This is a genomic window from Sphingomonas sp. AC449, from assembly GCF_979253475.1.
Genome location: NZ_CEEDCZ010000001.1, coordinates 512,867 through 525,533 on the forward strand (window position 1 = coordinate 512,867; position 12,667 = coordinate 525,533).

A 12,667-nucleotide genomic window follows, 5' to 3' on the forward strand; every position below is an offset into this window, starting at 1 on the left:
CCCGTTGATCGCGGTGATCAGCGGGCGGGCGAGTTGGGCGGCGATGTCAGTGGATGGCCGGCGTCAGCCGTCCGGTCGGTTGGGGCCGTCGCGCGCGCGGCGGATCCGCGCCTGCAGATGCGCGATGACGGTCGCCGACGCATTGTCAGCCTGTTCGACCTCATGCAGCGCTGTCTGCAGGGTGGTCAGCGTGGCACCCGGAAGCTGGGCGGCGATCAAGGCGCAAGACGCTTCGCCCGCCTCTTTGACAAAGTCGTAAGTTAAGCGACCGGTTGCATGCTCTTCGGCGAACTTTGCGTCTGCTGCCGCCTGGACAATGCGGGCATAGGTATCGAGCAACGGGTAGCCTTCGCGACCGCCAGCGCGATATTCGAGGTCAAGCTTGATCGCGTCTTCGATCGTCAGGCGGTCGCGTTTGTCAGGATCCGACAGCGCGCGGAGGTAACTCTCGGCTCGGCAACGGGGAGACGCGGTGATGATGGCAACGATAATCACGTTCGGAATGGCCCTGATCGCATCCTTGCAGGCACAGGATACGTCAAAGGCGTATTCATCGTTTCAACAGGCAGCGCCTGCCGTCCCCGATAGCAAAACGCCTGTTTTTCCATATCCTGTGTACGTGGTGCCCGTCCAACAGAGGGACGATCGCACGCCTAAGCAGCGTTGCTGGGATAATGAATCCGCTAGGATCGGGGAAACACTCAGCGACCTCGATCGGCGTGCGATCGATCTGAAATGCAGCCAGCGCTAGCGATTAAACTTGATGCAAAACTTTTGATTTTCGCATCACGAACGGCGGCTTTGGGGATCGGCGGGACAAGCCTCGAATGACCGACTTTGGGCGTCAGCGGTCATTCGATGTGACCGGCTTTGGAACGTCCAGAATGGTGGTTAGCGGTCGTTCCCGATCTGTCAGTAGACGATCGACATGTCCTGCTTCAGCGGCTTGGGCGGCGTTGGCGGACGCAAGCCGGCGGCGAGATAGTCGGCAGCTACCGGCTTGAGATTGAGGGCAGCTTGATAGCAGCCTTCCAGCGGCCGATCTGTGATCCCTGCCGCCTCCCAGAATTTCTGCCCAGCTGCGGTCGAGAGAGATTTCCGAACCTCCGCTATCTCAGAAGTTGATAGCCGTCGCGCTATCCCGTCCACCGCACATGCCGCAACCGCAGTGTCCAGCTGGCTTCGGTTCACGGGCACCTGGCGGGCGATCAGCGGCTTTAATCTGTCGTATGCACCCAGATAGATCTTGGTCACCGACAACTTCGGGCTCGGCTGCATGCCAACCATGAGGAGGGCTTGCCTCGTTGCTTCCGCCACGGCGCTATCAATCGCCTGCTGCTTCGTAAATTCTTCCGGTGGATGGTCCGCCCACAGCTGGATGGCTGCCGCAAGGCTGTCGGCCGGCGGTGCTGGCACGGGTGGGGACGGCAAGGCCTGCAAAAGAATGGCGAGTAGCTGGAGCATTTACCGATGTTGCCATACCTAAGCCGATGTCCGCAATTGGGCGAAAGCGGACGTGCGCGAACAGATGGTCCATTATTGATCGGGCTGGACATGCCGCCCTGCCTGACTGGGGTATCGCTGGGGTACATCGCGCCATAGGCTGCGCATAAACCGTGGTTATCTGCGGGGTTGTATCGGCGGCGGCGGAGGGGTCCTCCGCCGCACGAATGTGAAACGTCTAGAAGAGAGCGAGCGGATCGGTCTTCTAGAGATGTTTATGTCCGCAAAATCGTGCCGGCTACGGTTCGGCGCATACTAGCGCGAGGATCTGCTAATGCGTTGCGCTAAATTCCGCCAAGTCTACGTGCATCCCGGGCGGCTGCACTGGTATCTACGATCAGCGCGGGTTCCACTTAGTAACACACTTCGAAACCCAGCCGATCTAGTGTGCAAGCTTTAATGTTGCAGGTGCGGCAGTCGAATATATCATTAGCGTGAATAGGTTTAGCCGGTTCGCGTCTGTTACCGTCATTGACCACTCATCGCCATTCCAAAACGGTTCTTTCTGCTCGCATAGAAGCGCAGCAGCATATTTTAGCGCAAAACGTCGGGCATCATCGAGAGATGCAAGGTTCTCACCCACGCAGGGGATCGGTGGGTTAGCGTCGGCTATTTCAAAAAAGTAAATCGACATTTCAACTCCCGAAATAAAGCGGGAGCACTGAGTCTCTCAGTCGCTTTCGAAAGCGATGCTCTAGTAGCGAACGCCTAGCCGTTTTGGTTCCGTCGCATCCTCCACGGGACGTATCAGTAACGAACGTCGGCACTTACCGTGCAAAAAAGGGGGCGCTTTCCGTTGGCTTGAGCTGGTCGCGGCGGAGCGTGTCTCCTCCGCCGCCGCTGGCGCACGTCAGCGCCTCGCTGCTACCGGCGCCAACCATGCGCGACCTTCTTTCAGGTCAAGCGTGATGGCGCGCTCGCGCACAAGCTGCATGCCAATGTTGCCGTCCATGATCATGTTGGGAAACACTCGGGCCCGCGTTTTCAGCACGGTCGTGCCAAGCCGCGCGACCACGTCCTGCGGCTCCCGCGTCTCGGGATTGAGGCCGAACAGCGGCGCCATCGCCTGCGATACGAAGATCGTCGGACCAGCGTTGCCGGTATCCAACTCCATCCAAGCAAACCCCTTCACAGTAGTGACGCCCAGGTTTACGTCCAAACCCCCGGCATCGCCCTGCACTAGCCGCAACGGCACCTCAGTTGCGTCGCGCAGCCTTGCCCGAAGCGAGGCGGGTGTTTCCACCACCACGCGCCGATGCGGCAAATCCAGCGTGATCGTGCGCCCGGCAAATAGGTCGAGGCCGATCGCGCCACTTAATGGCGGCGCGTCTTTACCTGTGATCTCCCCCAAGTCGTAGACCATCACCGACGGCGCAACGTATCGGCGCCGACCCATATTGAACGCGACGCCGTCGCATCGCTTGGTATCGATGCGATCGCCCGTCATGCGGAATCCGGCGATGTTGCCCCATGGCTCGCAGCCGGCTTCGCGGGCCAGCGCTGGGTTGATCATGGTCACCCCTTCACCGGTGTCGAACAGGAAAGTGCGCGGCTTTCCAGCTACCGTAGCCTCGACCGTGAACTGCTTGCCTTGATAGATCGCCAGCGGAATCGCCTCTTCAGCGCTTGGCGCTGAGGCGGCTGAGAGCGCGCCAAGAAGCGCGCTCAGCATCACCAGCTTTTTCATTTAGCATCCCCTAGCGTGCCAGCCCGTCCGGTCCGACCACGCCCTCGTCATTAGCGTGAGATCGCAATTGAGCACCAACCGCTCGATGTCGCAATCGTAAGGTTCGCCGTATCGTTCATGCGCAAGCGGACGAGTGGTGGGGCTGTGATCCATTTGCGATGGCGCAGGGCATAGAGCGTGGCCTGACTGGGGTATCGCTGGGGTACATTGTGCCATACGCGTCGCACAAACCCCGGTTATCTTCCGGATTGATCGCTTGCGGTGGAGGGTCTCTCCTCCGCCGCCATACGGCAAATTTCTGTAACCAATAGCAATACAGTTTAATAATCTAAGCTAAGACGAGTTGACGCGCCAGTAATCTGCGTTAAGGGGCGCTCCAGGTTACAGTAAGCCTATATGGGCAAAGGATGGCTCGTGCCGTACGATCTCGCACCCTTCGCGACGCAACTCAGCACATACGCCCAAATCGATGCAAACGACCGTGAGGCTATACTAGCCCTGCCGTTCGAAACCCGAGCGATCGTCAACAATAAACGGATTTCTTATCCAGGTCAGGCGGACATTGAATTAGTCATTCTCCTGGACGGCTTTTCACTAAGGCAAAAGCTGACATCATCCGGTCATCGACATATCTCGGCGGTCAACATTGCCGGTGACGCCTTGAACACCTCCGCGATGTTCTTGAACGATATCGACTATGAGGTCGCGGCAGTTTCCGGCGCAACAGTAGCGCTTATACCAAGAGAAGCTGCTCTGGCCCTTTTTAACGACCGGCCAGCCGTCCGTGCGGCCGTATTGGCGTCGTTGCTCGTTGACGCATCCATCGGTCGTGACTGGCTTTTGAATGTGACACGCCGGCCCTCTGGAGCCCGCGTCGCTCACTTCCTCTGCGAACATGCAGCACGCATGACGGGAAGAGGCTTGGTGGAAAACAAAACAATCGACATGGGCGTCACCCAGCATCAGCTTGCGGACGTTCTAGGTTTGACCGCCGTACATATTAATCGCACGCTGCGCGGTTTGGAATTAGACGGACTGATCCATCGCCACGGCCGTTATTACAAGATCAAAGACATGATCGCCTTGCAGGAAGCTGGTGATTTTAAGCCTTCTCATCTCCGGTTGTCCGCAATCATGCCTCCGACGATCTAGTGATATGGGCGGCGTTTTTTGTATCTCGGATCAGTTGGTTTATCGAATGATGTGGCGGAGGGTGTCTTCGCCGCAAAACATATTAAGGGAGATGCCTATGCTTCTGCGCTTCGAGTCTGGCAGCGCCACGGTTTACTCCGGGGAAGCCGACTGTGTTCCACCAGCAGGTTCGTCCGTTGTTTTCCGTATGTCGAAAACGACACAGGACGCTGGAGAAAACAAGCTTGTAGAAGGTGTCGTATCGAGCGACCGACCGGCAAGGTATGACTTTGATACGTTAGCTCCGCTTGTGATCGTGCACGTGCATATCCGCGATATTTTCGAAGCCTTCGAATAACGCCGTGGAGGGACTTCCGGCTAACTGTAAGCAGACCATGGATAAATTCGACATGATGTTCGGCGCGACCTCAATTGCGAGAGAGCTACGCCAGCAATTGACCGATTTCTCGACCACGGAAATTCGCCTCGATCGTGACGCAGCAGCGCTGACTGCTCAGCTCCTGGATCACCTCGACCATCTCTTAGAAAATGACACCCTGCCTGGCTAAGTCACAGCAGTATTTCATGGCCCGAAGCACTGTAGCGATTGATCGTGATTCACCCTATGTTCCCTCCGGGGGAATACGGGGTTTCACAATCGATGGGGGCATACGCTCGCTCGTCACCTGCTACGCCTCGTCGCATCGAAGCGCTGGCCTACATCATCGAACGCATCCAGCGTTCGGGGACCAGCCCGAGCTACGGCGAGATCGGGCGGGCGTTACGTCCGGAAGTGGACAAGTCGCGTGCGCGGCAGCTGGTCAACCAGTTGGTCGCGCTGGGTGTGATCGAGCGCCCGCCGGCGTCGCGCCGGGGCATTCGCATCCGTGATCTGCAGCGCTGTCGCGAGCTGATCGACGAAGCACTCGGACAGAAGGGCTGGCATCATTCCAAAGCGCTTGGTGCGCTCGAGGCCCCCTCCACATTTGAGCACCTGCCGTTGCTGCCCCTGATCGAGCTACCGCCCGACCCACACTGAGCGGAGGTACCATGGCGGTCGACACGAAGAGCATGCGGGATCTGATTGACGCGGCTCCCGGCGATCGCATGGCGATGGACAAGAGTCATCTGCATGCGCTGATCGATGCCGCGCCTGGCGATCGCATGGCCCTCGAAAAGAACCAGATCCGGTCGTTCCTCGACGCGGTGGATCTCGGCCGCATCGCCGACCAGCTCGCCGGCATGAGCCAGCATGTTCGCGGCATGGCGATCGCTGCATGAGCGCGCCGAGCCATCCCGGCGCGATCGAGGTCAACGGCCAGCCGTATCTGCGCGATGCGAAGGGCAGCCTCGTGCCGCTGTCGGCCGTCAAGCCTGCCGATCTGCTCATGGATGAGACCGTGCGCAGCATCCTCGAGGACGCGCGTGCCGTGTCGAAGCTGATCGCGGACTTCAAGATCCGGACGTTCGAGCGCGTCGGCGATCTGCAGGCGCTGTTCCTGCAAAATTACGGCGCGACGGTGGGCGGCGCGAAGGGCAACATCACGCTCACGACGTTCGACGGCCGCGAGAAGGTGCAGGTTCAGGTCGCGGACCGGATCGAGTTCGGCCCCGAATTGCTGTCGGCAAAGGCGTTGATTGACGAGTGCCTGACGGAGTGGGCGGCCGATGGCAGCGCGCAGATCCGAGCGCTTGTGAACCGCGTGTTCCAGGTCGACAAGGAAGGCCAGATCAACCGGGCCGAGATGTTCATGCTGCTGCGCGTGAACATCGACGAGCCGCGCTGGATCCGCGCCATGGAGGCAATCCGCGAATCCATCCGCACGATCGGCTCGCGCCAGTACGTGCGCTTCTATGATCGGCCAGCGGGTGACGCGCCTTGGTCGGCCGTAACGATCGACTTGGCCTCGGCATGACCCGGTGGGCAATCCTGCGCACCAGTGGTGGCCAGACGCTACCGCTGATGCGATCCTTGCGCGAGGCCGGCTTCGACGTCTGGTCTCCAGCCAAGCCTATCCGCCGCACGCTCCGCGCCAAGACGCCCAGCGGGACGCGGCTGATCGAGACCGAGGTCCCGATCCTGCCGACGTTCGTGTTCGCCAGCGACCGTGACCTGGCAGCGCTGGGCGATATCGCCGCGCTGTCGATCAGCCCGCACCCCGCGTTCTCAGTCTTCCGTTACGGGGGGCGCGTCCCGATCGTCGGCGATGCCGAGGTGAGGGGGCTTCGGGAGGAGGAGGCGCGGGTGGTCGCGCTGCACCAGGCCATCCGTGATGCCGAGAGCTATGCCGAGGGCGAGAAGATCCGCATCGCGGCTATTAAGTCCGAGGCGGCGCGACGTCGCGCTACCAAGGATCTGGAACGGCAGCAGCGCGCAGCGCTACGGTCGACGCGCAAGACCTTCGAGCCCGGCACCGAGGTCGAGGTGTCGGAGATGCCAGCGCTGGCGGGCGTAGCGGGCGTGGTCGAGACCAGTGACGGCATTCATGCCTGGGTGCGCTTCGGCTCGCATTCATGGAAAATTGAGGGATGGCGGCTATCGTTGTCGGACTCAGACACATCGGCCGCATTGGGCCTCGCCGCTTAAGCGGCCTTCGGGACAGACGATCTGGAGCTTCGGCTCTTGCGCGCCCGCCATCATTTCCCCGCGACCCGTCGCGGAGGAAGTCGTAAGCATGTCGAACATCCGGAGGTGGCTATGGCCGCACCCCAGACCCGCACCGTGGCCGAGCAGCTGCGCGACGCCGGCGATCAGCTCTTCCTCCTCGCCGACCTGGCCGAGACGCCGCAGCGCGCTCACTCGGCCGTCGATCGCCTGCGCGACGAGATCGAGACCGTCGCCGGCGACGTCCGCGCGATCGTCCGCGGCCGCGGCTTCCGCCGCTGACCAGCCCGGTGGGCGCCCTCCTGATCAACGGCGTGCTGACCACCAACTTCCGCCGCCTTCAGCCTTTGTTCGCCATCGTGATAGCGCGGCAGGCTGACTCCCCCACGGCGCGCGCGCAGGCGGCGCTGCCCCCACGAGGTCAGACGAACGCCGATCGGTGGTGCGACGTTCTTGTCGGCCCCCGCGAGACACCGCCCGACCGGTGACGGATCGGGACCGGACCGGACCGATCGCCCCCCCTCGGAGCCCGACCGGACCGGATCGGACCTACCACCACCCCCACCCTTTGGGTCCTCCCGGACCAGATCGGTATGCGGGGGCCGATGGCGCATGTGTTTCCTAGCTACAGGCAAAATCGTCACTTCATCATCATTGGAGTGAAAACCCATGGATTTGGCGGGTTACAGGCCGACGCTCGGTGAAGTCGCCGCGTTATTTGGCAAGTCGAGCCGGTGGATTTCGGACCTGCGAACAAAGGGCGAGATGCCGCCAGACGGCGCGACGCTCGGCGAATTCCTGGCTGCATGGGGCAGCCTCGCGCACCATCGGCGCCAGGCGGTCGGTCGACCAGCCCTCCGCCATCTCCAGCGTCGGCTGCATCACCATGATCGGCGCCGGATCCTGGTCGATGAAATAGCCGGCGATGTTGTTGATGATCTCGGTCCACCCGACGCCGCCAGGCTGCCCCACTCCGAACTAACAAGGAATTCGGCGATGAAGACCATCCTCCTCTGGGACCCTCGGTTCCCGGAGCGCAAACCCGCGCGCCTTAGGTCACGCGGTAGACCTTCTCTTCCTGACTGAAGCCGTCGCCGTTGGTGTACTTCTTGGGGATGTAGACCATCCGGTGCCCGCTGGCGGTCACGCCCTCGACCAGGACGTCGTGCACGGTGCCGCCAATGTCGATCCCGACCGGCAGGTCGCTGCCCGACGTGATGCCCTTGGTCGTCATCGCGCCGTTGCGGATCACGACGTCGTGCGCGTCGCCGCGCAAGCGAATGCCGGCGCGACCATAGCGGAGGGTGAAGCCATCCATGCGCAGGCCGTTCGCCTCGGCCAGCGCATCGATGTAGCGATAGCTGGTCAGGTTCTCGGCCTTTGTGATGACCGTCCCCGGCTTGAGCGGTCGGGCGGGACCGGCAAGCGCGGGGGCAGCGAACATCAGAGCGGCAAATGCGATGTAACGGTGACGGGTCATGCTTTGCGCCTCACGATGATTGCACCCATGCGGGTGTAGCTGTTGATGGTCCCGCTCGACGTCGTCATGAGCGAGATGAACGGGTACAGGCGCTTCGACCAATCCCAGCCGACTGGCGGGTCGAATTCCTCCATCTCCACCCCAGCCTCGTCGAGCCACATGATGCGGTTCAGTTTGGGGTAGAGCCTGACGCCAAAGGAACGGGTGAATTCGGCCAGCCCCGAGCCAACGCCGAAGCCCGGGTAGACGACGGACGCCCGCGCCTTATCGACGCCGCCCTGGAAGATATGCGAGTAGCCCGTCGCTGCGGCCGAGCCGGCCGCTGGGATCGCGCCGGCCGACTGCACGACGTTCGACACATAGATCGCGTCGGTCTGTGCGCTGATCGATACCGCCTTCTGGGTAGCGAACCCGACGAACAGCTTGCGCGCGGCGTTGCCGTTTTCTTCCTTCACGGACTCGACATAGAAATCGACGACGGAGAAGTCGGACGGAACGATGCCGGCATCGTAATAGATGTTGGCCTCGCTGTCGGCCGTCGCGCCGCCATAGACCCGCGCCTGCATGCCCTGGGCATTGAAGCTGATCGTCGGGCTGCCGGTCTGCGTGCCAAACCCGGCCGTGGTCAGGGCCGCGGGCCGGGATGCGGCGTTGCGCAGCTCGAACCGCTCTTCGGTCAGATCTGCGATGTTCGGGTTGAGTGGTGTCGATGCCACAGGCGCAACAAGCGGCCCAGACATCATGCCGATGCGGTTGAGGTCGCCCGAACCGCGCCAGTGATACGTCGCCACCCATTTGTTGTTCACGGTATCGGCGTGACGTCTCGACGGACAACAGTGATGGGGGCTTCGACCTGAAGGGGCAGGCCCGCCTCGAGGATCTGACGGCCGAGCGCAATGGCCGCAATTATCGATTCTGGAACGACATCACGGCGACCACGCTGATCAGCAAGGATCCGTCGGGCGCGCATGTCTGGCTGAACGCCAAGGCACCGCAGAACGTCACGATCGACCGCCTGGTCGTCAGCAGCAAGACCACGGCGCCGGTGCTGCGCATCGAGAACACGTACGCGGTCTCGATCACGGTCAAGGAATGCTTCCTCGCGGTCCCGGCCGGCACGCTACTCCAGTGGGGCGGTAAGGCTGCCCGGGTGACCTGGGGCAAGAACTGCACCCGGGATGCCAAGAGCTATGCGATCAACACGCCGGTCATGGCGGTGTCGCGCGGGTTCGACGCCGGCGAGGTGCTGCTCGACAAGGACGGCGACGGCCTGGTGAAGCTCGGCGCGGTGAAGGCGAAGCAATTCAAGCTCGCCACCGGTACAACGCTGCGCTCGACGGGCGGCACCTGGTACGAGATCGCCAAGTAGCTCGAGCGCCGATTGCTCGGTTCGGACCCGCGTGGCATAGATACCGCACCGGTCCGAGCTTAGCCGCAATGACCGGTCCGCGCGCGCGGATTGATCCCCGGGTTCCGGTTCGCCGGGTGGCCCGCGGAATAGAAGACCCTTCGGGGAAACACGCGGGGCGTAGTTCCCCGGGATCCTGCGCGGCTAACCACCCGGTCCGTCCGGTGGGTCAGCCGCGTAGCGACCCTCCAAACAGTTTCGCGACGATCGTCGCACCATCCATCCCACGGCCGACCGGCCGGGGCCCCGCCGATCGCGTCGATCGGCGGCCATCATGGCGCGCGTAGCCCGTGCCTCGTCATGAAGGTCACACCACCACTATGCATGCCACCATCACCGCTCGCCCGCCCGCACCGTACATGGGCGGCAAGCGCAACCTCGCCACGCGCCTGTGCGCGCTGATCGATGCCACCCCGCACAAGGCCTATATCGAGCCGTTCGTCGGCATGGGTGGCGTCTTCCTGCGTCGATCACGCCGGCCGAATGTCGAGATCATCAACGACTTGTCTGGCGACGTCGCCAACCTCTTTCGCGTGGTGCGCCGGCACTACGAGCCGTTCGTGAAAGAGCTGCGCTGGATGATCGCCAGTCGGGCGGAATTCGAACGGCAGCGGTCGATCGACCCGACCACGTTGACCGACGTCGAGCGTGCGGTCCGCTTCCTCTACCTTCAGCGCCTGGCATTCGGAGGCAAGATTATCGGTCGGCACTACGGCGTCGACCGGAAGTCGCCGTCGCGGTTCAACCTCGGCAAGCTTCGCGCCGAGCTGCGCTTGCTCAGCCGGCGCCTCGAGCCTGTTCAGGTCGAGCAGCTGACCTATGCCGAGGTCATTCGGCGGTACGATCACGCCGGCGCGCTGTTCTATCTGGATCCGCCCTATGACGAAACGACCGGCTATGGCGTCGAGTTCGGCCGCGACGACTATCTCGCGATGGCTGCGCAGCTCGCGACGATTGCCGGCAGCTTCATCATGTCAATCAACGACACGCCGTTCATCCGCCAGGCATTCGCTGCCTTCGACATCCAGGAAGTCGAGACGACCTGGACGATCGGGGCGGTAGCGACCGGCGCCGGCGCGAAGGTCACCGAGCTGATCATTCGCAACAAGGCGGCCTGACCGACTTCGTGCTTTGACTCGGAAAACCCCGGGCCGCGTGCTTTCAGTTACCTGATCGATCGCCAGCGCCGGGGGTATCGAGCGCCGAAAAGCGGGGTATGCCGACGCGGAAAGCCGCAGAAAACCGCGTTGGCGGCGGAGGGCATCTCTGCCGCTACACCTCGCGCTGCGTGTCTGTTGGGATTTGGCTTACCGCTAAGTCAAGCATCGCGGCGACAGCATACAACTTCAATTGATCCGCTTGCTCGACCAGCTCGTTCAGACGGGTGCGCAGCTCATCCGGCGAAATCGGGGGCTTCGATAGCATACCGCTCACTTAACTGATGCCTCCTAGGCTAGTCGATAGTAGGTCCATCAGACATGTGATGGAATTTATACCCAATCATGCTGATCTGAAGCAGCGGCATCGCATGCGCTTATCCAATTACATTCGAGGCGGCGGAGGAAACCTGCGCCGTGGCTTAGCGAGCCGACGAGCTGTCCGACTTCCGACTGCGCTCGCCAAGGGCGGCGTATACGGCCGCTTGGTCTAAATGAGCTCGGCGCTGGTCTATGGTTTCGGCGGACGCAGCGGCCTTGAGTTCGTCCAATGCTAATTTTTCGAAATCGTCTTCAGGCTGCTCGTAAGGCACACAGAACCCTCGCCATTATTTGAAGGGCGAGCTGTTACGGCAGTGTGGGCTAATCGCAAATACTCTTACTAATTAATCACCTAGCGGCGTCCCGTATTGAGACGGATTGACTCTGTTTTCTGCCGCGCCCGCTCGATCATTCGTCGCCGTAGAGGCGCGCAGTCACAAAGGCATTTTGCCAGATCGCTCGTAGAACTGGGTTTTGAGCCTCATCGTATGGGCATTGTTCAAGCCGCCCTTCCAGCGCCTTGCCCGCCGCCAGCCCCTCAGTTCGAGCCGTTGATGGCGTTGTCGGGTCTGTCATGATTGGAAGGAATACCTAATAGAAAGCAAAAGCACCGCAGCCCGTAAATCGATTGTGTTAAGGCCAACCTACTACCTGCGGAGGCAATCTGTCGCGTCATTGCCATAACATATCGCCGGGGTGTCGCGCACCAACCGCGGGGTATAGTCGCCATCGAGAAGCCTACAAAACCGTGCCAGCGGTGGAGGTCACCTCCGCCGCAATTAGCTAGCGAGGTTTGGTTTTGATAAAGTGATGACCTCGTCTTTCAGCAAACCAATCAGCGAACGCGCACCGCTGTGCACCCAAACTGCGGCTCCAACCGCGGCGATAATCTGAAGGTAACTGGGGTGAGGCTGGATAAGCTCGGCAAGCGCAAATATACTGACTGCGGCGCCAGCAGCACCGTTAATAAGCGTTGCGGTTAGCTTGATCTGCTCGTTCGCCCTCTTTGCTTCGACCGACGTAGCGGGCTCAAAGCCTTCTACTGCACTGGCGAAGCTAGCCGCCACGCGGCGCGTCAGTAACGCGGCCAAATAGGATAGCCCGCAGAACAGTTGAGTGCGATCGAGCAAGCCAAAATATTTTGCCTTGAGCGGAATATTTGTCGAAAGGGCGGCCAATAGCAAAATGGCCGCGATCCAACAGTTTGGACCACTCCAATTGATCTGTTTTGGTAGCGGAGCAAACGGACGTTGCCACCACGTGGCCCATTCGATCACAGTCTTAGGTCGCCGCGCGCCTCTTTGTTCGTCCGCCATTCCGCCCCGTTTCCTGCTCCATCAAGTGGATAGACAAGTCATTATAAGTAACCAAAAGC

At 61.2% G+C, this 12,667-nt stretch carries 19 protein-coding genes; 10 read left to right on the forward strand and 9 right to left on the reverse strand.

Going from position 1 to position 12,667, the window contains the following annotated elements:
- Positions 1-63 precede the first annotated feature (63 nt).
- The 4 genes from AC0CH3_RS02630 to AC0CH3_RS02645 all read right to left on the reverse strand — a co-directional run bounded on the left by AC0CH3_RS02630 (position 64) and on the right by AC0CH3_RS02645 (position 3,190).
- Positions 64-495: a hypothetical protein gene (locus AC0CH3_RS02630; RefSeq protein WP_465237526.1), complete on the reverse strand. Its 432-nt coding sequence runs from the start codon at positions 493-495 to the stop codon at positions 64-66.
- A gap of 417 nt (positions 496-912) precedes the next feature.
- The gene (locus AC0CH3_RS02635) at positions 913-1,464 is read right to left on the reverse strand and encodes a hypothetical protein (RefSeq protein ID WP_465237527.1); all 552 of its coding nucleotides are present in this window, start codon (positions 1,462-1,464) and stop codon (positions 913-915) included.
- A gap of 421 nt (positions 1,465-1,885) precedes the next feature.
- Positions 1,886-2,137 (reverse strand): DUF6894 family protein, encoded by a 252-nt coding sequence (locus AC0CH3_RS02640; protein ID WP_465237528.1) that lies wholly within the window; start codon positions 2,135-2,137, stop codon positions 1,886-1,888.
- 216 nt (positions 2,138-2,353) lie between these two features.
- Positions 2,354-3,190 carry an aspartyl protease family protein gene (locus tag AC0CH3_RS02645; protein WP_465237529.1) on the reverse strand — a complete coding sequence of 279 codons (837 nt, stop codon included), beginning with the start codon at positions 3,188-3,190 and terminating at the stop codon, positions 2,354-2,356.
- A 414-nt stretch (positions 3,191-3,604) separates the two neighbouring features.
- On the opposite strand from AC0CH3_RS02645, the gene AC0CH3_RS02650 reads away from it, so the two are divergent.
- The 8 genes from AC0CH3_RS02650 (at position 3,605) to AC0CH3_RS02685 (ending at position 7,208) form a co-directional block, all read left to right on the forward strand.
- A complete protein-coding gene (locus AC0CH3_RS02650) occupies positions 3,605-4,342 on the forward strand; it encodes a Crp/Fnr family transcriptional regulator (protein ID WP_465237530.1) in 738 nt (245 codons plus the stop codon).
- 97 nt (positions 4,343-4,439) lie between these two features.
- Complete coding sequence (locus AC0CH3_RS02655; protein WP_465237531.1) at positions 4,440-4,679, forward strand: hypothetical protein; 240 nt, start codon at positions 4,440-4,442, stop codon at positions 4,677-4,679.
- A gap of 37 nt (positions 4,680-4,716) precedes the next feature.
- A complete protein-coding gene (locus AC0CH3_RS02660) occupies positions 4,717-4,890 on the forward strand; it encodes a hypothetical protein (RefSeq protein ID WP_465237532.1) in 174 nt (57 codons plus the stop codon).
- A gap of 38 nt (positions 4,891-4,928) precedes the next feature.
- Positions 4,929-5,360, forward strand: a complete 432-nt coding sequence (locus tag AC0CH3_RS02665) for a hypothetical protein (RefSeq protein ID WP_465237533.1) — start codon at positions 4,929-4,931, stop codon at positions 5,358-5,360.
- 11 nt (positions 5,361-5,371) lie between these two features.
- On the forward strand, positions 5,372-5,602 hold the full coding sequence (locus AC0CH3_RS02670; protein ID WP_465237534.1) for a hypothetical protein: 231 nt from the start codon (positions 5,372-5,374) through the stop codon (positions 5,600-5,602).
- Positions 5,599-6,237 (forward strand): DUF3164 family protein, encoded by a 639-nt coding sequence (locus AC0CH3_RS02675; RefSeq protein WP_465237535.1) that lies wholly within the window; start codon positions 5,599-5,601, stop codon positions 6,235-6,237. The genes AC0CH3_RS02670 and AC0CH3_RS02675 overlap by 4 nt, the downstream gene beginning before the upstream one ends.
- Complete coding sequence (locus AC0CH3_RS02680) at positions 6,234-6,908, forward strand: hypothetical protein (protein ID WP_465237536.1); 675 nt, start codon at positions 6,234-6,236, stop codon at positions 6,906-6,908. Before AC0CH3_RS02675 ends, AC0CH3_RS02680 begins: the two co-directional genes overlap by 4 nt.
- A gap of 111 nt (positions 6,909-7,019) precedes the next feature.
- Positions 7,020-7,208 (forward strand): hypothetical protein, encoded by a 189-nt coding sequence (locus AC0CH3_RS02685; RefSeq protein WP_465237537.1) that lies wholly within the window; start codon positions 7,020-7,022, stop codon positions 7,206-7,208.
- A 432-nt stretch (positions 7,209-7,640) separates the two neighbouring features.
- Here the strand turns inward: AC0CH3_RS02685 and AC0CH3_RS02690 are convergent, their stop codons facing one another.
- The 4 genes from AC0CH3_RS02690 to AC0CH3_RS02705 form a co-directional block, all read right to left on the reverse strand.
- Positions 7,641-7,898, reverse strand: coding sequence for a phage terminase large subunit family protein (locus AC0CH3_RS02690; protein ID WP_465237538.1), 258 nt, complete (start codon positions 7,896-7,898; stop codon positions 7,641-7,643).
- 79 nt (positions 7,899-7,977) lie between these two features.
- Positions 7,978-8,406 carry a hypothetical protein gene (locus AC0CH3_RS02695; RefSeq protein ID WP_465237539.1) on the reverse strand — a complete coding sequence of 143 codons (429 nt, stop codon included), beginning with the start codon at positions 8,404-8,406 and terminating at the stop codon, positions 7,978-7,980.
- Positions 8,403-9,212 (reverse strand): hypothetical protein, encoded by an 810-nt coding sequence (locus AC0CH3_RS02700; protein ID WP_465237540.1) that lies wholly within the window; start codon positions 9,210-9,212, stop codon positions 8,403-8,405. Before AC0CH3_RS02700 ends, AC0CH3_RS02695 begins: the two co-directional genes overlap by 4 nt.
- Before the next feature lie 100 nt (positions 9,213-9,312).
- Positions 9,313-9,495 carry a hypothetical protein gene (locus tag AC0CH3_RS02705; protein WP_465237541.1) on the reverse strand — a complete coding sequence of 61 codons (183 nt, stop codon included), beginning with the start codon at positions 9,493-9,495 and terminating at the stop codon, positions 9,313-9,315.
- 61 nt (positions 9,496-9,556) lie between these two features.
- On the opposite strand from AC0CH3_RS02705, the gene AC0CH3_RS02710 reads away from it, so the two are divergent.
- Both AC0CH3_RS02710 and AC0CH3_RS02715 read left to right on the forward strand, forming a co-directional pair.
- The gene (locus AC0CH3_RS02710; RefSeq protein ID WP_465237542.1) at positions 9,557-9,775 is read left to right on the forward strand and encodes a hypothetical protein; all 219 of its coding nucleotides are present in this window, start codon (positions 9,557-9,559) and stop codon (positions 9,773-9,775) included.
- 398 nt (positions 9,776-10,173) lie between these two features.
- A complete protein-coding gene (locus AC0CH3_RS02715) occupies positions 10,174-10,932 on the forward strand; it encodes a DNA adenine methylase (RefSeq protein WP_465237543.1) in 759 nt (252 codons plus the stop codon).
- A gap of 1,139 nt (positions 10,933-12,071) precedes the next feature.
- Here AC0CH3_RS02715 and AC0CH3_RS02720 read toward each other — a convergent pair.
- Positions 12,072-12,569, reverse strand: coding sequence for a hypothetical protein (locus AC0CH3_RS02720; protein ID WP_465237544.1), 498 nt, complete (start codon positions 12,567-12,569; stop codon positions 12,072-12,074).
- Positions 12,570-12,667 lie beyond the last annotated feature (98 nt).

Coding starts and splice junctions, on each gene's coding strand:
- AC0CH3_RS02635 (WP_465237527.1), bottom strand. CDS start 1,464: ATGCTCCAGCTACTCGCCATTCTTTTGCAGGCCTTGCCGTCCCCACCC.
- AC0CH3_RS02640 (WP_465237528.1), bottom strand. CDS start 2,137: ATGTCGATTTACTTTTTTGAAATAGCCGACGCTAACCCACCGATCCCC.
- AC0CH3_RS02645 (WP_465237529.1), bottom strand. CDS start 3,190: ATGAAAAAGCTGGTGATGCTGAGCGCGCTTCTTGGCGCGCTCTCAGCC.
- AC0CH3_RS02655 (WP_465237531.1), top strand. CDS start 4,440: ATGCTTCTGCGCTTCGAGTCTGGCAGCGCCACGGTTTACTCCGGGGAA.
- AC0CH3_RS02660 (WP_465237532.1), top strand. CDS start 4,717: ATGGATAAATTCGACATGATGTTCGGCGCGACCTCAATTGCGAGAGAG.
- AC0CH3_RS02670 (WP_465237534.1), top strand. CDS start 5,372: ATGGCGGTCGACACGAAGAGCATGCGGGATCTGATTGACGCGGCTCCC.
- AC0CH3_RS02675 (WP_465237535.1), top strand. CDS start 5,599: ATGAGCGCGCCGAGCCATCCCGGCGCGATCGAGGTCAACGGCCAGCCG.
- AC0CH3_RS02680 (WP_465237536.1), top strand. CDS start 6,234: ATGACCCGGTGGGCAATCCTGCGCACCAGTGGTGGCCAGACGCTACCG.
- AC0CH3_RS02685 (WP_465237537.1), top strand. CDS start 7,020: ATGGCCGCACCCCAGACCCGCACCGTGGCCGAGCAGCTGCGCGACGCC.
- AC0CH3_RS02695 (WP_465237539.1), bottom strand. CDS start 8,406: ATGACCCGTCACCGTTACATCGCATTTGCCGCTCTGATGTTCGCTGCC.
- AC0CH3_RS02715 (WP_465237543.1), top strand. CDS start 10,174: ATGGGCGGCAAGCGCAACCTCGCCACGCGCCTGTGCGCGCTGATCGAT.